Origin of the sequence: Vibrio sp. La 4.2.2 (assembly GCF_027586995.1) — a bacterium.
GTDB classification, from domain to species: domain Bacteria; phylum Pseudomonadota; class Gammaproteobacteria; order Enterobacterales; family Vibrionaceae; genus Vibrio; species Vibrio mediterranei.
The window spans coordinates 44,054-63,510 of record NZ_JAPPTJ010000005.1; the positions used below are offsets into that span (position 1 = coordinate 44,054).

The 19,457-nt window shown below is 44.2% G+C and carries 15 protein-coding genes; 7 read left to right on the forward strand and 8 right to left on the reverse strand.

What is annotated here, in order from left to right; translation table 11 throughout:
• Positions 1-105 precede the first annotated feature (105 nt).
• On the forward strand, positions 106-981 hold the full coding sequence (locus OH456_RS12200; RefSeq protein ID WP_124940097.1) for an MlaA family lipoprotein: 876 nt from the start codon (positions 106-108) through the stop codon (positions 979-981).
• Positions 982-1,053: 72 nt separating this feature from the next.
• Here the strand turns inward: OH456_RS12200 and OH456_RS12205 are convergent, their stop codons facing one another.
• The 4 genes from OH456_RS12205 to OH456_RS12220 form a co-directional block, all read right to left on the reverse strand.
• On the reverse strand, positions 1,054-2,295 hold the full coding sequence (locus OH456_RS12205) for an outer membrane protein transport protein (protein ID WP_270033542.1): 1,242 nt from the start codon (positions 2,293-2,295) through the stop codon (positions 1,054-1,056).
• Positions 2,296-2,592: 297 nt separating this feature from the next.
• Positions 2,593-3,843 carry an OmpP1/FadL family transporter gene (locus OH456_RS12210; RefSeq protein ID WP_270033543.1) on the reverse strand — a complete coding sequence of 417 codons (1,251 nt, stop codon included), beginning with the start codon at positions 3,841-3,843 and terminating at the stop codon, positions 2,593-2,595.
• 262 nt (positions 3,844-4,105) lie between these two features.
• The gene (locus tag OH456_RS12215; protein WP_006070000.1) at positions 4,106-4,822 is read right to left on the reverse strand and encodes a DUF3379 domain-containing protein; all 717 of its coding nucleotides are present in this window, start codon (positions 4,820-4,822) and stop codon (positions 4,106-4,108) included.
• Complete coding sequence (locus tag OH456_RS12220) at positions 4,815-5,321, reverse strand: sigma-70 family RNA polymerase sigma factor (protein WP_006070001.1); 507 nt, start codon at positions 5,319-5,321, stop codon at positions 4,815-4,817. Before OH456_RS12220 ends, OH456_RS12215 begins: the two co-directional genes overlap by 8 nt.
• Positions 5,322-5,844: 523 nt before the next feature.
• On the opposite strand from OH456_RS12220, the gene fadI reads away from it, so the two are divergent.
• Entirely contained in the window at positions 5,845-7,167 is a 1,323-nt protein-coding gene (gene fadI / locus OH456_RS12225; RefSeq protein WP_006070002.1) for an acetyl-CoA C-acyltransferase FadI, read from the forward strand.
• Entirely contained in the window at positions 7,167-9,284 is a 2,118-nt protein-coding gene (gene fadJ, locus OH456_RS12230) for a fatty acid oxidation complex subunit alpha FadJ (RefSeq protein ID WP_198558119.1), read from the forward strand. The genes fadI and fadJ overlap by 1 nt, the downstream gene beginning before the upstream one ends.
• A 39-nt stretch (positions 9,285-9,323) precedes the next feature.
• Here the strand turns inward: fadJ and OH456_RS12235 are convergent, their stop codons facing one another.
• Positions 9,324-12,107, reverse strand: coding sequence for an insulinase family protein (locus OH456_RS12235; protein WP_270033544.1), 2,784 nt, complete (start codon positions 12,105-12,107; stop codon positions 9,324-9,326).
• 293 nt (positions 12,108-12,400) lie between these two features.
• On the opposite strand from OH456_RS12235, the gene sixA reads away from it, so the two are divergent.
• Entirely contained in the window at positions 12,401-12,865 is a 465-nt protein-coding gene (gene sixA / locus OH456_RS12240) for a phosphohistidine phosphatase SixA (protein ID WP_006070005.1), read from the forward strand.
• Positions 12,866-12,869: 4 nt separating this feature from the next.
• On the opposite strand, the gene smrB is transcribed toward sixA, so the two are convergent.
• Entirely contained in the window at positions 12,870-13,400 is a 531-nt protein-coding gene (gene smrB, locus OH456_RS12245) for an endonuclease SmrB (RefSeq protein WP_031493271.1), read from the reverse strand.
• A 62-nt stretch (positions 13,401-13,462) separates the two neighbouring features.
• Here smrB and prmB point away from each other — a divergent pair, with 62 nt between their 5' ends.
• From prmB to fusA, 3 genes are all read left to right on the forward strand, one after another.
• The gene (gene prmB, locus OH456_RS12250; RefSeq protein WP_006070007.1) at positions 13,463-14,395 is read left to right on the forward strand and encodes a 50S ribosomal protein L3 N(5)-glutamine methyltransferase; all 933 of its coding nucleotides are present in this window, start codon (positions 13,463-13,465) and stop codon (positions 14,393-14,395) included.
• 158 nt (positions 14,396-14,553) lie between these two features.
• On the forward strand, positions 14,554-15,639 hold the full coding sequence (gene aroC, locus OH456_RS12255; RefSeq protein WP_006070008.1) for a chorismate synthase: 1,086 nt from the start codon (positions 14,554-14,556) through the stop codon (positions 15,637-15,639).
• Between the two features lie 272 nt (positions 15,640-15,911).
• A complete protein-coding gene (fusA, locus tag OH456_RS12260) occupies positions 15,912-17,927 on the forward strand; it encodes an elongation factor G (RefSeq protein ID WP_270033545.1) in 2,016 nt (671 codons plus the stop codon).
• A gap of 98 nt (positions 17,928-18,025) precedes the next feature.
• On the opposite strand, the gene OH456_RS12265 is transcribed toward fusA, so the two are convergent.
• Positions 18,026-18,496 (reverse strand): hypothetical protein, encoded by a 471-nt coding sequence (locus OH456_RS12265; RefSeq protein WP_006070010.1) that lies wholly within the window; start codon positions 18,494-18,496, stop codon positions 18,026-18,028.
• 180 nt (positions 18,497-18,676) lie between these two features.
• Positions 18,677-19,300 (reverse strand): trimeric intracellular cation channel family protein, encoded by a 624-nt coding sequence (locus tag OH456_RS12270; protein WP_006070011.1) that lies wholly within the window; start codon positions 19,298-19,300, stop codon positions 18,677-18,679.
• Positions 19,301-19,457: the final 157 nt, after the last annotated feature.

Below are 19,457 nucleotides of genomic sequence, written 5' to 3' on the forward strand. Positions count from 1 at the left end.
TACTAGTGGTTATAACAACAATCTAGAGCTTAATTCCTAATTATCAAAGCATTAGGACAAAAAAATACGAAACTGCTCAGATTGTCATGGCTTATGGATGAGGTTATGCAGTCAGCATCAACCGGCAAAAAGATCACTCTTTTTGCCGTTTTTGTTTCTTGCGTATTTCTGTTTGGTTGTTCTTCATCTCCTGAAGATACCCAACCGATAGAAAGCCAAGAGGCAACTTCGACTTTGGATTCTAGCTCAAGTGACTCCAGCGATCTGCAAGTCGAGAACAGTGAACTACAACCTGACAATGATACGACTCAGGTTGGAACCGACGTCTATGATCCCTTCGAAAGCTTTAACCGAGCAATGTGGGCGGTTAATTATGACTATTTAGACCCCTATTTTGTGCGTCCCGTCTCTCTCGCTTACGTCAACTACACGCCTGATCCAGTCAGACTAGGGGTACGTAACTTCCTAGCTAACCTTGATGAACCATTTAGCGCTGTGAACAATGCTGTTATGGGTAATGGTGGTAAGGCGCTGGATCACTTCAATCGATTTTGGATAAACAGTACCTTAGGCTTATTAGGCTTTATTGATATCGCATCTGCGGCCGGTATTGAAAAGCGAGACAAGAAAGAGTTCGGTGATGCGATTGGGCATTATGGGGTCGGTACGGGCCCATATTTTATGATACCGGGTTATGGACCGATTACTTTACGTGAAGGTGCAGATGTCGTAGATGGATTATATCCGCCAATATCTTTCTTGAACTTTTGGGCTAGCTTTGGCAAGTGGGCCTTAGAAGGAATGGAAAAACGCGCGCTAGTCGTCCCTCAAGAAGCGACACTCGAACAGTCACCAGATCCTTATTCGCTTACTCGGGATATTTATATCCAACGTCAGAACTACAAAGCAGAAGTAGTGGATGATGAAGTGGATGCGGAGGAAGAAGCTTATATTGATGACTACTTGGAGGATTTTGAGTAGCTCGAGAAGGAACTTTGTAAAGAGATCCTCATTATGAATAATAGAGGATCTCTTAGTTAGCCTTAGAGACTATTAGAAACGATAGTTCGCTTGTACGCCTACAATCCAAACATCACCTGAGATTTCACCAGTGAAATCACCAAAAACTGACGCGGCTTGGTCATGTGAGTCGCGAGGTTCAACAATCGGAGCTTTACGCGCCATAATATAGGTTAAACCGCCATCCAAAGTGAACTGCTCTGTAAATGCGTAGCTAGCACCAGCACTTAACCATGTACGATCTGTTTCAGGAATAGTGGTTGTACGGTATTTATCGTCAACAGCTGACATATCGTAAGCAATACCACCACGCAACGTTACTTTTTTATTTAAACTGTACGTTGTACCTAGAGCAAAACGATAGCTATCTTTCCAGTATTCACCCTTGATATGATCGCTCATACCATTGTCGTATTTTGCAACAAGTTTGTCGAAGTCACTCCATTGAGTCCAGTTGATACTTCCGTGAACTGCCCATTTTGCGTTCAGTTGATGGAATGAAGCTAGTTCAAGAGTTGCTGGTAGTGGGACTGATAGAGTTCCACCGATACTTTGGTTTGGTACTAATAAACCACTGGCATCACCTTCGAAGTCCATAGTCACTTTCGACTTATAAGCAATACCAACACGGTTGTTAGGATTAATCTGCCAAGCGGCGCCAAGTTGGTAGCCCCAAGAGCTATCTTTTCCTTCCATATACTTCAGATCAGTGCCTGCGACAGGGACTGAAGCACCAAAATGTCCTTCTCCAGTGACAAAACGAATACCGCCACCAATACTAAATTGCTCATTGATTTTATAGCCTAAGCTAGCGACAGCTTCTACCGTCATTACTTTCGCTTGATTGCCATACTGGGTCGCAAGAAAGCTACTATCAAGCTCTGTTTCCATACCGTAGTTTGACCCTAGAGCGAGGCCAGCTGTAAAACTATCATTAATTTGATGTGACACGTATAAGTTAGGTACAGGTGCACTATGAGCAATGTCTTTAGCTTCAGTGTAGCCAAATTTAGAAGAGGTACCGGTAACGTCTATATTTGGGTCGACATAAAGTACACCGCCAGATACCTGAGTACCCTTTAGATAAGTCAACATCGCTGGGTTACGCCATTGTGCGCTTGCATTGTCAGCCATTGCTGCCTCACCTGCAAATGCACGTCCTAGACCAGTCGCTGAATATTCTGCTAGTTGAAAACCTGCCGCTGAGACCTGTGAAGAGGATAGCAGCCCCAAAACCACTGCAAGAGATAGGGGAGTTCGTTTTGAAATTGTCATTGTTGTTCGCTCAAAGTATTTCCATTTAGAGCGGTGATTCTATTTTTAGAGTAAATGCTTTAAAACTAATTTATTACAAATGCATCGTTTTTGAATTTAAATATCGCAAATCTATATTCTTATGGACTAATAATCTAGATGTTATGGTGATGTTTCAAAAATTGAGCTTACATCTGTATACAAAAACCAAGAAAAGGTATGACCAGTTGTATGCTGAAAGTGAAGGATATAGTGAGTCGGGGCAGATAGAAAAAAGGGTCGGAATTACCCGACCCTTAAAAACTTTAGCTATTTAGCTTAGAAGCTGTAGCTGTATTGGATACCCGCTAGCACAGCATCAGCTCGTGTGGTTGCGGTTAGTGTTAGAGGTCCATTTGCCTCTGAAACGCTAACATCTTGCCCCATCAAGTAAGTGAAGCCAAAGTCAACAGTATGGTGTTGCTTGAAATGATAGCCAAATCCAGCAGAGAACCATTGACGATCTGAATCTGGAACAGAGATAGAGGTCAGTTGGTCTTGTGCAGCGGTGTCATACATATAGCCCGCACGTAATGTCCATGCATCATTTAGATAGTAGGTACCACCGATCGCTGCATGATAACCGTCTTTCCATTTGTAGTCTTTGAGATCAACACCACCAGAAGTCTCTAGAGTATCGAAAACACTCCAACCGATCCATTGGAGGCTATAATGCACGGCAAACTTAGTATCTTCGATTTTGTGATAGCCAGAGAACTCAACCATGCTTGGTAGTGAGAACATAATATTTTGTCCGGCTACAGCATTGTTACCATTTGGTAAGCCACCACCAGCGATTCCTTGATCAACAAAGACTGTACCGTCTGCTTCTATTTCAGGGCTGTAGTGGTACGACAATCCAAAGCGATTGTTTTCATTCAACTCGAACACTGTTCCCAAGTTAAAGCCTAAACCAATTCCGCTAGCATCTACGTCAAGAGCATACACTCCAGGAGCAGCCTCACGCTGTAGTTTACCGCTACCTTGAACAATATCTAGGCCACCACCAACACTCCATTGCTCGTTAACACGATACGCAACGCTTAAAGCGTAGTTGATACTGGAAATCTCAGTTGTTCCGCCGAATGCTCTAGCGGTACTTGTACTACCAAATGAATCATCAAAATTGTTCTTAGTACCGAAATTTGAATAGATACCAGCACCTAACGACCATTGGTCATTTAAACGGTGAATGTAATAGATATTCGGAACGGGCGTTCCGCTGGAGTTTGTTACATCACTTTGTTGGCCTACTGCAGGCTCAATGTTAGTGATCTTGATATCTGTGTCGATATAGTTCACACCACCAGAAAACTGATTTGTGTCAAATAACGCCATAGCTGCTGAATTACGCGCCATTACCGAAGCGTTATCCGCAATTACAGCATCACCCGCAAAAGCACGGCCTAGACCTGTTGCTGATTGAGAGTTAAGTTGGAAACCTGCTGCTGCTGCATGTTGAGAGGCGAAAGTGAGTGACGAGACTGCCACTGCTAATAGTGTTTTTTTATACAGACGCGAAGTAGTCATTTAGTATACATCCTTTTTTGTAATCGCCTCTTTGGGCGTTAGTGAAAATTGAGTTAATGCTCAATTTCGGGGCTGATCCTAATCGCTAGTATAGGCAATAGAAATCTGACCAGTAACTAAAATCGCGTAAAAAGTATATAAATGATGACTATTTGGCAGGAAATGCATCGAAAAAGGTTATTTCTAGAGTTGAAACTCTAAAAATAACAATATCAATAAAAAAAGAGCCCTATCCGGAAATAGGGCTCTTTTATCTATAAAATTAAGCAGGGTTAAGGATTTTCTTAATGTTTTCGCCGATTTTACTAAAGTCTTCACCTTCTTCACCAACAAGGATGAAACTGGCATCGCCAATCGGTTCGACCATTCCCGCCATTCCATCTTTATCGAAAGACTTAGTTTGTTCGCTCGCGATGCCTGTTAAGAACAGGGTCACTTTGCCTTTTTCACCTTGAAATACCATGTGCATTGCATTGGACTCACCAAAACCGCAGTGATTCAAATAATAAACATGGTAAGGAAAGCTCTGGCCGATCTGATAAGCAAATGGCAGCAATTTAGCATTAATTTGAGCTTTAGAGACGTTTTCATCAAGTGGCTCAATAAAGCCCATTTCTTCATGAACATGTTTCATAGCTGTATCAGATAACGAAGCTTGTGCCGGTGAAACAACCACATTTCCCCAATTAACTTGGCCTACTAGTAAACCAAAGGCAAAAGCGATAGACGCTGCTAATGAAAGCGCGCGCTTACCGAATTTCACTTTGACCACGTTGCTTTCTGGTTGGTTAAATAAGATCCGGTCAGCTAAATCATCGGGAACATCGACTTTCATCGCTTGTTCGATTCGAGCGTCCAATGACAAAATATCGTCCATATATTTCGCATTGTTTTCGCTTTGTTGGATCGCTTCCAATAACTCAGCATCTTTCGCCTTCGGATCGGACATAATACGACGACGGAATTCTAACTCATCCATTGTGTTGCCCCCTAGGTGAATCCGCAGACTCCAACATTTCCTTGAGCTGGTTGCGTGCTCTAAATAATCGAGTCATTACAGTGTTTTTGTTAAGGTCGAGGATCGAGCCGATTTCTTCACCACTAAAGCCACCAACGACTTGTAGAAAGAGCGGTTCTCGATACTCGACATCGAGTTTCATAATTTGTGCTTGAAGCCATTCCTGCTGATGGTGCGGATCATCAGAAACCTTTGCATCATTGCCATAATCATCGATATCGACGAGATCAAACTGCTTACGTTCAAAACGTCGAGCATTCTCTCTACGTAGAATCGTGATAAGCCATGACTTCGCGGCTTTTTCATCTTGGAGGCTATCCAGAGACTTCCAAGCACGCAAGCAGGTTTCTTGAACAAGATCTTCAGCGACGGGCTTATCTTTACACAACCAATAAGCGTATCGATAAAGATCTCTATGATAAGCACGAACCAGTGCTTCGTATTTTCTTTGTTTGTCCATATTCGAGTTGACCGGACTACTCGAAGATTTCTTTCCAAACTTTTTTATAAATGACACAGGAGCCCCCGTTTTTGCTCTGTGATTCGTGTTTTTTTCCCTGGATTTACAGCAAAGTCACTCAAAATTGATCTAGTTCAAAATTAAGACCTGAGGAGCGGTTATATTAACCCTTGTCATCTCGTTGGTCTTTCGGGACTAACATGTTGAGCAAGATGACACTTCCTTTTGAAGGCTGACTTTACTTTCTCCTAATCAGGAAACTGATTATTTTCAATTGGCGCAAGTTAATTGCTTTATAGATTCCAACCACACAATTTACTGTGTGGTTTTTTTTTGCTCGTAGAATCTATCTTCTTGTTTTCACTATTCCTATTGTCGCTTAGCTTGCGTCATTCTCATATTCCATTTTGGTCGACCATATCACGTTATTCAATAAATCCATCAAGTTTTATTAAACGACTGTTTTAAATTCTTAACATCTTCGTTACAATGCTGTGGTCAGACCTCTTAGGAAGGAGAAATTATGAGCAGTAAGGAAGTGGGGAAAATCGATCTCACCACCCGTAACGGCGAACGTATCGCTGTAGTTGCAGGCTTGCGAACACCTTTTGCGCGCCAAAGCACCGAATTTAGCCAAGTACCCGCTGTTGACCTAGGAAAGATGGTCGTTGCTGAAATGATGGCACGTACCGATATCGACCCTAAGTTAATCGACCAAGTGGTATTTGGTCAGGTTGTTCAGATGCCAGAAGCCCCAAACATTGCGCGAGAAATTGTACTTGGCACTGGTATGAACATTCATACTGACGCTTATAGTGTGACAAGAGCTTGTGCGACAAGTTTCCAAGCCGCTGCCAATGTTTGCGAAAGTATTATGGCTGGCACCATTGATGTTGGGATTGCTGGTGGCGCCGATTCATCTTCTGTTTTACCTATTGGGGTTTCTAAAAAACTGGCGGCGAACCTACTTGCTTTGAGTAAAACCAAAACAGTCGGCCAAAAACTTAGCATTCTTAAGAAGTTGTCGTTCAAGGACCTTATGCCTGTGCCACCTGCGGTCGCTGAGTATTCGACTGGTTTATCTATGGGACAAACGGCTGAGCAAATGGCGAAATCTCATGGAATTACTCGCCTTGAACAAGATGAATTAGCACATCGCTCTCACTCCCTTGCGTCGCAGGCTTGGAAAGAAGGCAAAGTGCGTGATGAGGTAATGACGGCCTTTCCCGAACCATATAAAAAGAGCCTAGAGCAAGACAACAACATCCGTCATGACTCAGAGCTTGCTAGCTATAGTAAGCTTCGTCCAGCATTCGATCGCCAATATGGCACCGTAACTGCGGCTAACAGTACGCCGCTGACCGATGGCGCTGCAGCGATTATGTTGATGCGTGAAGGTCGAGCTAAAGAGCTGGGTTTAGAAATCAAAGGCTATATCCGCTCTTATGCGTTCTCTGCTATTGGTGTTCGTGAAGATATGCTGATGGGGCCATCTTATGCGACACCTATGGCGCTAGATCGCGCTGGAATCTCACTATCAGATTTAACGCTTATCGACATGCATGAAGCCTTCGCTGCCCAAGCACTTTCTAACGTCAAGATGTTTGCAAGTGAGTCATTTGCTAAAGAGAAGCTTGGCCGTTCGAGTGCAATTGGTGAAATCGATATGGAGAAATTCAACGTACTTGGTGGTTCACTTGCCTATGGCCACCCATTCGCAGCCACTGGTGCACGAATGATTACGCAAACACTGAACGAGCTTAAGCGTCGCGGTGGTGGATTAGCGCTTAACACCGCTTGTGCGGCTGGTGGTTTAGGTGCGGCAATGATTCTGGAGGTAGAATAATGAGCGAGCATAAAGCCTTTCATCTTAATGTTGATGAGCAGAACATTGCATGGCTTGGAATAGATGTTCCAGGTGAGAAAATGAATACCCTTCAAGCTGCGTTTGCCGATGAAATGGCACAAGTTTTTTCTGAGCTTGAAGAGAAAAAATCGGCACTTAAAGGGTTGATTGTCCACTCGTTAAAATCGGATAACTTTATTGCCGGAGCAGATGTGAGAATGCTTGATGCATGTACATCTGCAGAAGAAGCACAAGCGTTAGCTGCAAAAGGGCAAGAGATGTTTCAGCAGCTTTCCGATCTCCCATTTCCTGTTGTTGCTGCTATTCACGGTCCCTGCTTGGGCGGTGGTCTAGAACTCGCACTTGCTTGTGATTATCGTGTATGTAGTGATGCGGATATTACTAAGCTAGGACTACCAGAAGTTCAGCTTGGTTTGCTTCCTGGCTCAGGTGGCACACAGCGACTACCGAGACTTATTGGGCTACTGCCTTCTCTTGACCTTATTCTTACGGGTAAGCAACTTCGCGCCAAAAAGGCGAAAAAACTTGGTGTCGTCGATGCGAGTGTGCCACACACTATTTTGTTGGACGTGGCGAAAGATTTCTTAGGTAAGGGCAAAAAGCGCAAAGCGAAAAAGCTCACCAAGAAAGAAGTGTTGATGTCAGGTACAGGTCTTGGTCGTAAAGTTATCTTTGACCAAGCAGCGAAGAAGACCAACGAAAAAACACGCGGTAACTATCCTGCGGCTGATGCCATTTTAGATGTGATTCGCTATGGTCTCGAAAAAGGCATGAAGAAAGGATTGGAGAATGAAGCTAAACGCTTTGGCGAATTAGTGATGACTTCAGAATCTAAAGCGTTACGTTCTATTTTCTTCGCTACCACAGAGATGAAGAAAGAATTTGGTAGTGACGCCCAGCCTAAAGCCGTCGACAACGCTGTGGTACTGGGTGGTGGTTTAATGGGGGCGGGTATTACTCACGTCACCGTATGCAAAGCGAAAGTGCCAGTTCGCATTAAAGATGTTGCTAATGAAGGCATTGTGAATGCGCTTAATTACAACTTTAAGTTGTTAGAGAAAAAGCGTAAGCGTCGCATTATCTCTAAAGCGGATCTACAAGCGCAAATGTTGCAAATGGCTGGCGGCACAGACTTTACCGGTTTTGCCAAGGCCGATGTTGTGGTCGAAGCGGTATTTGAAGATCTATCGTTGAAACAACAGATGGTGAATGACGTCGAGAGCAACGCTAAACCAGAAACCATTTTTGCTACCAATACGTCATCCATTCCTATCGCGCAGATTGCTGAAAAAGCGGAACGTCCAGAAAATGTGGTTGGTCTGCATTACTTTAGTCCAGCCGATAAAATGCCGTTGGTGGAAGTGATTCCGCATGAAGGTACATCGGATGAAACTATCGCGACTATGGTTAAGTTTGCCAGAAAGCAGGGTAAAACACCGATTGTTGTTAAAGACCAAGCAGGCTTCTACGTGAACCGTATTCTAGCGCCTTACATGAATGAAGCGGCAAACGTTCTACTATCAAACGAGCCAATTGAAGCACTTGATAACGCTTTGTTGGACTTTGGTTTCCCTGTCGGACCTATCACATTGTTAGATGAAGTAGGTGTTGATATTGGCGCCAAGATCATGCCAATTCTAGTCGCTGAACTAGGCGAGCGATTCCAAGGTCCGGATGTTTTCGACAAACTATTAAACGATGGTCGTAAAGGCAGAAAAACAGGTAAAGGTTTCTACACCTATAAAGGTAAAAAGAAGTCAGTGGACAGTTCGGTGTACAGCGTTCTTGGCCTGAAACCTGAAGCTAAGATGTCTGAGAAAGATATCGCTATTCGCTGCGCTTTACCTATGTTGAACGAAGCAGTGCGCTGCTTGGACGAAGGCATTATTCGCAGTCCACGTGATGGTGACATTGGTGCGATCTTCGGTATTGGTTTCCCACCATTCTTAGGTGGTCCTTTCCGCTATATGGATACGATTGGAATTAAGAAAGTCGTTGAGTTGATGAACCAGCACGCTGAGAAATACGGTGACCGCTTTGCGCCATGCGACGGTTTGTTAACTCGAGCTGGACTTGACGAAACCTTCTATAAATAAGCGTTAAAAAAGAAAACCCCTCAAATGAGGGGTTTTTTATTATCCTAAATCCGTATCCTTCGGCCTTAATTGAAACTCTTCAATTGAGCCTATCTCTAAACCTAGATCCAAACGTGGCGCGTTAATATGCGCTTTACCTTGGCTGTGCATGATCAGTCGATTGGCGGTTCTTGGCTTTAGCTCATTCACAACAAAGCGAATCATATCCGCCCTTGTAAGTGATTTAAGTTCAGCTAGCACCTTCTCTCGTTGGTTAAACTCAGTGTCTTTGTTGCCAATAGCAATCCACAGTCGCTGAGCTCGTCCTCGTAAAGTTGTATCAAGGGTAGAGATTTGATTCCAAAGACCTTTCTTACTGCTGTGCCACTGGTAATCATTAAGTTCTAGTAACACCATATAGAAGGCGTTTAGAAACTCGTCGATTGAACGAATCAAATCGTTTGGCGCCGCATTTGGTGATTGGACATACAATACAATACCAGGATGGCGGTTAAGCGGCATATTACCGGTACCAACCATATAGCCGAGCTGCTGCTTGGTTCGAATCTCATGGAAGAAGGTGGCGGACATCAGGTGGTTCGCCAACGAATACAGCGCAATGCTTCTTGGTTCAATATCTTCACACTGATAGTAAACCACGATGGCAGAGTCATCTTGGTCGCAGAACACTTCTTTTTGGAAACTGCCATTCTCCCCAAGCATGACCAAAGGACGTAGGCTTTCTTCGTATTTTTGATTATTCAGTCTAAGGGCATCTTTCAAAGTAGTGGCGATATCGAGTGCACCTTGACGATGCCAGTCACCGTAGACAAACATCTCAATATGCAGCTCGGACAAAATAGACTGAACGAAGTTTGGTAGCTCGTCCACCTCGATAGACTCAAGTGCTTCGATTAGCACCGGATAAGGCGGGTTGTTAGGTTGCAATATCCCTGTCATCGCATTGAATAACTGTGAAATAGGACGATCTTTGGCCGTATTGCGCCAGCTTCTCAATAGTTGAGATTTGATGCTTTCGAACCGGGCAGGATTGAACTCTCTAGACGCGAATCGCTTAAGAATCATTTCCAGTAGTTGAGGCTGTTTCTTACTGAATCCTGAGATGGACAGCGTAACACCACCCTGGTGTGCATACATGTCATATCCAAGACCAGCCACTTCAGCGGGGTAAGTTTCTTCAGACAATGAGTCGAGGAACATTTCAACACATAAGCGAGTCTTGACAATGTTCTTGGGTGAATTGACAGAGTGAGGACTATCGATAGCAATAAACACTACGCCTTTTGGGACGTTGAATTTATCGTCTTGTAGGTGCCACAGCCTAAAGCCGTCAAGGTCTTCAATTAGCTCAGGGTGCTCGCCATTGGACTCAACAGGGTAGGTCTTTAAATCGTAGTTAATAAATGGATTTTTCTCTGGCAATCCAAATGGAAGCTCAGAAAGCACAGGCAACTGATTAAAGAATGCTAGCTGTTCGTCAGTAAAACGCGTTACAGAATAGGGCGTAAAATACCACTTCGCTTGTTGGTCGTAATGTTGCTCTTTAGCGACTAAGGTTGCTTTCAAATTGTCTGTGGTGAGATAGGAACCATATAGCTTCAATAGCTCTTCATCATAACCAGACATTTTATAGTCGCCGTAGATAATATCTTCTGGCAAATAGTTTTGCATGTTCATTACAAGATGGCTAACGAGATCTAATGGGCGTGCAGGTTCTTGAAACTGGAACGCTGATTCGGTGACAGCCCTTTTTTCATCGTAGCGCCACTCATCCATGCCGTCAGACTTTATTAGCGCGGTAAACTGGAAAACGGCTTGGATGATCTCATCAACATGCTCTAAGCCAACAGGAGTCAAAGAGACGCTGACACTGAATTCGCGAAAGTTACTGCCCGACGCTCCACCACCAGCAGATAGCGAGGTAATCCACCCTTTATTTTTAAGATAAAGCATTAAGCTGCCTTGACCTTCGTAGCCGAGTAAGTTGGCGAAGTATGACATTGGCTTTTGGTGATAATGCTGATTCGTGGCAGGTAATGGGAAAGAGAGAATCAGCTTGCGGATCTCTTTAATAGGTTCTACTTGAATTAGAACTTCGGTATGTTCTTTCGTCGTAAAAGGGACATCAACTACTTTTCCGTGTAATTGATTATTGCCCACATCGCTAAACTTGCCGGCAGCCCATTGCTCTAGCTCATCAAGTTCATGAGGACCTATGAGTGCTACTGTCATAAGGTCAGCAGAGTATTGTTCTTTATGAAAACGAACAATTTCTTCGCGAATACTTTGCCCATTTCGATCACACAGCGTGTCGATATTTCCGACGGAAAATTTCGAAAATGGGTGAGCTTGGTTAATGGTCTCTTTTTGGACCTGATACAAACGTCGTCCATCTTCATTCAGCTTTAGTTTGTACTCTGAATCTACCGCTTGACGTTCTTTATCGAGCGCTTCCTCATTAAAAAGAGGGGCAGAAAAAAACTGGCTGAAACGGTCGAGACCTTTTTCAAAGGCGTTTGGATAAATATCGAAGAAAAAGCACGAGTGCTCAGTGCCTGTCCACGCATTATTTGAGCCACCATGTTGGCTAATAAAAGACTGGAATTCACCAACTTTGGGGTATTTGTCTGTGCCGAGAAACAGCATATGCTCCAAGTAATGAGCGAGCCCTTCACGATCATCAGGATCGTCAAAATGACCGACATTAACGGCCAGAGCGGCAGCCGATTTTTGAGCCTGCATATCTTGAATAAGCAGTACTCTTAGCTCATTGTTGAGAGTAAGGTAGCGATAGGAGCGACTATCATTAGGACTTAGATGCACTTATCTTCTCCAGATTAAGCGGAAGCTTGGACAGCTCAACCAAGCACCTGGCAACAAAAGCAATGTCTCACTATTGGTACTAACAGGGTTTACCAATACTTAAGTAAAATAATTATGACGTTAAATAAGAGACACGCAAAAACAAAGTTACAAATATTTTTAGACTACTTATTAAATTGTTAAGAAAGTCGAAGCCTTTAGCAAGTGAATTGATATAATTAATTTTTTTAAATAAGTATAGCTCTGTATCGATGGAACGATGAAGTTAACCATCAGTAGAAACAGGTAAACATATGAAAGTTTTTATAATGCGCCATGGCGAGGCTGTCCATTACGCACCTAGCGACGAAGAGCGAGCTCTGACATCTCATGGTAAAGAATGCTCGGTAATCGTTGCGAGAGCTTGCAAACAGCAAGGTTACTCGGAGTTTGACAAAGTGCTGGTCAGCCCATACCTGAGAGCACAACAAACTTGGGCTGCAATTAGTAGCGAGTTTAGTAGTAACGACGTGGTGACCTCTGACGATATTACGCCTTATGGTCAAGCGGAAGACGTGGTTGAGTATGTGTCAGCTATTGCTGAGTTAGAAAATCTAGAGTCAATTTTGCTGGTATCGCACTTGCCGTTGGTTGGTTACCTAACTGCCGAGTTTGTCGGTGATATCAGTGCACCAATGTTTCCAACATCAGGTTTAGTGTGTATTGAGTATGATGTGGAGAGAAGGCAGGGCGAAGTGCTCTGGCACATTCACCCTTAGGACGTTACTTTTCTGGTATTGAAAGCAATACCAACAGAGCACCATCACCACCAAACTCGAGTGGTGCTTGGTGAAACGCCATTACGTCTGGATGTTGCGCCAACCAAAGAGGCGCTTTTTGTTTCAGAATGTGCTTGCCGATGCCATGCATAACGCAAGCACAATGAATGTTCTCTTTCACGCAATGAGCAATCATTGCGCCTAATTCACGTTTTGCTTCTTGTTGTGTCATGCCGTGCATGTCTAAGAAAACATCAGGCACATAGACACCACGACGTAACCTCTTTACTTCATACGTAGACACATCATCGCGAGCATAGCGCGTTGGTCCTTCATCGCTTAAGTGCGGAACAAACTCATCCGAGAAGTAAAACTCTGCGTCTTTCGCTTCTCTATTGGTTCTTTTCGCTTCTTTTTGTTTCTTATTTCGGTTTGGCTGCTGGACTATGGTATCCTGTCGCAACTTTTTTACGCCTTGTACTGCGTCCCGGAATAGACCGAAATCATCATCGGTATTGTCGTCTTTCTGGCTCATTAATGGGAACAACTCATTAAATTAGGTTATTAGCAGTATTGTAGCGCTTTTTGGAGGCAATTTTGGATAAGATTTTTGTGGAAGAAGCCGTTTCTGAGCTTCACACATTACAAGATTTGATTCGTTGGACGGTCAGTCGCTTCAACGCAGCGGGTCTTTTTTACGGCCACGGCACTGACAATGCTTGGGATGAAGCGGTTCAGCTGATTCTGCCAACGCTGTACTTACCTATCGATGTGCCACCGCATGTTTTGAACTCTCGCTTAACAAGTAGTGAGCGTCTTCGCGTTGTTGAGCGTGTTATTAAGCGTATCAATGATCGCACTCCAACAGCTTACTTGACTAACAAAGCGTGGTTCTGTGGTTTAGAGTTCTTCGTTGATGAGCGCGTATTAGTGCCGCGTTCTCCAATTGGCGAATTAATTGAGGCGCAGTTCCAGCCATGGTTAAGTGAAGAGCCAGTACGCATCATGGACCTTTGCACTGGCAGTGGCTGTATTGCGATTGCATGTGCACATGCTTTCCCTGATGCCGAAGTAGACGCGATTGATATCTCCACCGATGCATTGGAAGTTGCAGAACAAAACGTTCAAGACCACGGCCTCGAGCAGCAAGTGTTCCCAATTCGCTCTGATTTGTTCCGCGATCTGCCAAAAGAGAAATACAACCTGATTGTCTCAAATCCACCATATGTGGATGAAGAAGATATGAATTCTTTACCAGAAGAGTTTACTCATGAGCCGGAGCTTGGTCTTGCGGCAGGGACCGATGGATTGAAATTGGTGCGTCGTATTCTTTCTAATGCACCAGACTACTTAACTGATAACGGCATTCTTATTTGTGAAGTGGGTAACTCTATGGTTCACATGATGGAACAGTACCCTCATATTCCATTTACTTGGATTGAGTTCGAGAACGGCGGTCACGGCGTATTTATGCTGACGCGAGAGCAGCTTGTTGCCCACGCTGAGGAATTTGCAATCTATAAAGATTGATCGTTAACGAGATGACTGAAGACGCCGTAATGAGAATTGCGGCGTTTTTTTGTTTGGGGGTTTACAACGTCTGCCTTTGTCGTCACTATGAAATCACGAAGAACAGACAGGCATTGAACAAGCTCGGATATAGCTTGTTCTGACAGACAGAGGAAGTAATGGCAGGAAATAGCATCGGACAACATTTTCGTGTAACAACATTTGGAGAAAGTCACGGTATTGCATTGGGTTGTATCGTTGATGGTTGTCCTCCAGGGTTAGAAATTACCGAAGCCGATCTGCAAGTAGACTTAGATCGTCGCCGCCCAGGTACCTCAAAGTACACCACTCAGAGACGTGAACCTGATGAAGTAAAAATCCTCTCTGGGGTATTTGAAGGTCAAACAACGGGTACATCAATTGGTCTGCTGATTGAAAATACCGATCAGCGTTCTAAAGATTATTCAGAAATTAAAGATAAATTCCGTCCCGGTCATGCCGACTATACCTATCACCAAAAATACGGGGTACGTGATTACCGAGGTGGTGGTCGTTCATCAGCTCGTGAAACCGCAATGCGTGTTGCGGCTGGTGCAATTGCAAAGAAATATCTTAAACAAGAATTCGGTGTAGAAATTCGTGCTTACTTATCACAAATGGGCGATGTGTCTATCGATAAGGTCGATTGGAATGAAATCGAAAACAACGCGTTCTTCTGCCCTGACGTGGACAAAGTCGAAGCATTTGATCAGCTGATTCGTGACCTAAAAAAACAGGGTGATTCCATTGGCGCTAAGCTGCAAGTAGTAGCAACCAATGTACCAGTTGGCCTTGGGGAGCCTATCTTTGATCGTCTTGATGCCGATATTGCTCATGCATTGATGAGCATTAATGCCGTTAAAGGTGTCGAGATTGGCGATGGCTTTGATGTGGTAAACCAAAAAGGCAGCGAACATCGTGATCCTTTAACGCCTGAAGGCTTTTCAAGCAACCACGCTGGGGGCATTTTAGGTGGTATTTCTACCGGGCAAGATATCGTTGCGAATATTGCTCTAAAACCAACATCAAGTATTACCGTTCCGGGAGACACAATTACTCGAACTGGTGAGCCAACTCAGCTAATTACCAAAGGTCGCCACGATCCTTGCGTAGGCATTCGTGCTGTGCCAATCGCGGAAGCGATGCTAGCGATTGTTCTCCTTGATCACTTACTGCGTCATCGTGGTCAAAACCACGGTGTAACGACAGAAACACCGGTTATTTAGCTCGAATAAGCAACAGACTTGAAGCCTCGCAGTAACGCTGCGAGGCTTTTTTTGTACCTCATCACGTCTTGGACAATAAATGCTCAAAATTAGTAATGATATGAAATTAGTCACAATAATTTTAGGGGTATAGGGTCACACTAGAACTTCATCGAGAAAAGGAGTGCATTTATTGGACAGAAGGATCCGAAAAATGACTTGGAAGACGAGCTGGCGGGAAACCGCCGACTCGATGCAACTGTGCTTGTTTCCAATCATTTTAGGAGTCCATTATGTCTCAACATGAAATCAGAAATATTGCCTTTGTCGGTCAAACAGGAACCGGTAAAACCAGCCTAATTGAACGCCTGCTTTTTGAGTCCCATTCCAGCCAACATCTTGGTCATGTGGAAGATGGTGACACCATCACTGATTTTGATGACCAATCCATACACTACCAGCATAGTGTTGAAGCAACTCCCGTTACGCTCTCTTGGCAAAAACACCAAATGAATATTATCGATACTCCAGGACAAGCTGAGCTGCTTGGCCGCACTTTGAGTATCTTTCCTGCTGTTGAAACGACGGCATTGATTCTTGATGCCAGTTTACCAATTAACCAAGTGTCAGAACGCCTTTTCAAATTTGCTCAAGAGCAGAAAAAATGCCAAATGATCGTGGTGAACAAGATTGACCAACATACCGATAAATTGGTGGCACTCTTAGAAGACATTGAGCAACGTTTTGGCGCTCAATGTTTGCCAATAAACTTACCTTCCGATAAGCCCGCAGAGGTCATAGACTGTTACTTCGAACCTAATCCAGAGCAAGCGACCTTGTTTAGCGGAGTTGAAGATGCCCATGAACTGCTCATCGATCAAGTAGTGGAGGTTGATGAAGCCTTGATGGAGCTATACCTAGAACAAGGCTCAGAATTAACACCAGAACAGCTTCATGATCCATTTGAGGAAGCCTTGCGCACTGGGCATGTAATACCAGTATGTTTCGTATCGTCCGATACGGGGGCAGGTTGTGATCTTCTGCTTCGTACATTGGCAGAAATCATGCCAATGCCTGATGAAGGTAACCCGCCTTTATTAGAGAAAAATGGCAAACGAGTATCAATTGACTGCGATAAACGTGACCACACGGTCGCACATGTCTATAAAATAAATGTAGACCCATACATGGGCAAACTTGCTTATGTCCGAGTTTTCCAAGGGGAGCTCACAACAGGTAGCCAGTTATTTGTTGGAGATAGCAGCAAGGCATTCAAAGTGGGCCATTTGTATAATCTGCAAGGTAAAAAACGACAAGAAATTAGCAGTGCTAATGCCGGCGATTTATGTGTACTTGTTAAGGTGGATGATCTGGAGTTTGATTCGGTCATTCATGACTCCCATGATGAAGATGGAGTGGCGTTCAAAACACTAAACTTCCCTGAATCCATGTATAGCTTAGCCCTGCGCCCCAAAAAACGTGGTGATGAGCAGAAGCTTTCTGATGTTTTGGCTAAGATTGCCGCAGAAGATCCGACACTGAAAATTGAGCATCGCACTCGTACCAATGAAACAGTCTTGAGTGGACAGGGTGAATTCCACCTCAAAATTGCGCTCGAAAAAATGCTTAAAGTGTTTAAGTTGGACGTTGAAACCAGTCAGCCAAGCGTTGAATATTTCGAGACCATAACTAAGCCAGCAGAAGCGCAATATCGTCACAAGAAACAAAGTGGCGGAGCTGGGCAGTTTGGAGAGGTTCAGCTAAAAGTAAAACCGCTAGCAAGAGGCGCAGGATTTAAGTTTGTCAATAAAGTGGTAGGTGGTGCCATTCCAACGGCATTAATCCCTGCTGTGGAGAAAGGCATTCAACAGGCCCTTGAAGAAGGGGCGATTTCCGGTAACCCAATTCGTGATATTGAAGTGACGGTTTTTGATGGCAAATACCATTCAGTAGATTCAAAAGAAATTGCCTTTGTTATCGCAGGTAAGAAAGCCTTTTTGCAAGCGGTTGAAGAGGCAGGTCCAATAGTACTGGAGCCGATTGTGGATTTAACACTTGAGATACCGACTGCGTCAGTAGGTGATGTATCTGGCGACTTGTCCGGTAATCGTGGGTTGATTGTTGGCAGCGAACAGGGGGCGTTTGGTAGTACGTTACTGGAAGCCAAGTCGCCAATTAACGAACTGCAAGATTACTCAAGACGCCTCAAAGCACTGACGGGTGGCGAAGGACGATTTAGTATGACGCTTAGCCACTATGAACCGGCACCGCCAACGATACAAAAGAAAGTATGTGAAGGCGCTGATTGATTCTGATATTTCCTAAACGATGAAAAAAAGCCCCGCACCTCGAATGAGGTTGCAGGGGCTTCCAACCGACGTTGTTGTTATTCTTCAAACGCTATAAGTTAGGATCTGTCACTCTCTTGTTGTGATTCTAGTTTAGTTGTAGTTTGGTCATTTTCCGAATCCGTGGCTTGTTCTTGCTGCTCCATCTCTGCGATTTGCTGCTCAAGTTCTTTAATTCGAATTTCTGCTTCAAGCTCGGCAACACGTTTTTCTGATTCGCTGCGCGTATCTTTGTCCAAGCTTTCGGCAAGGATCTCAGTACGCTCGGTTTCTCTCGCTTCTGCGGTATCTTTCATAGAGCCCGATACGCCACCGGCAACCGCACCCATAGTGCCTGCTTTTACTGCGACTTCAGGGCTACCAGTTAAAGCACCTGCTGTGACGCCAATAAGCGCACCACCAATAGCACCACGATTACGCGCTGCATTTCGATTCTCTTCCTCGCCATCCGTAGCCTTATTAGACGCGCATCCCGTTGCGAATATAGCCATAACGATCGCGAGTGCTTTTAAAGAATTAGACTTAAACATAGTTGAGTACCTATTGTGCGGCCACGAGCAAACGTTGCTGCGCAGCTAACATTTAATGTTGGTTGCTTTGGATGAGTCTTACTATAAAAGCAGAAGAGAGTAGGAGCGATAGAGCGGAGAAGATAGCTGATATTTACTTTGTAAATATCAGCTAAGAGAAAAAATGGTGTTGAATTGGGCTTAGTGGACGGCTTCTTCACTATCAAGGTGGAAAGAAGGCAAACGCCATTTAAACCGAACCGCTGCCATGCGCAGGGTATAACCGATCACTAAGGTAACTATCGTTGTGGTCAAAGTGCTCACACCGTATTCCAGAAGAACAAGGTACAAACAAGCAGCGATGACGGAGATCGACGCGTAAAGCTCTTGGTGTAGTACCAGAGGTGTCTGACGGCAAATCAAGTCACGCAACAAGCCACCAAAAACGCCGGTTACTAATCCGGAAACGATACAGATAAACGGGTGTAATCCCATGCCAAGCCCGACGTTAGTGCCAATGATGGTGAAGACAACAAGACCGAGTGCATCTAAACGAATGAACACCCCTTTGAACTTGATGATCCATTTGGCAAGCCCAGTAGTGAGAACACCTGCCACACAAGTGATGGCGAGAAATTCAGGATGTTTTACCCAACCAAGAGGGTAATGGCCAAGCAGAATATCGCGAACGGTACCACCGCCAATAGCGGTAGCACTCGCTACTAACATAACTCCAAACCAGTCCATATTGCGACGGCCAGCGCTCAGTGCGCCAGTCATTGCTTCGGCGGTAATCCCAATAATATATAAGACACTTAGCAACATGACACGATACTCGAAAACAAAAGATGCGCTAGTGTAGTGGCATAAAGGCGTTGTGACGAATGAAATATTATATAAAGGAAACGTTTTTCTGATTAATAAAACTAATGATACGACTTGTTCCCTCACCTCAAGACTTTACCTCTAGCAAAATTCCATA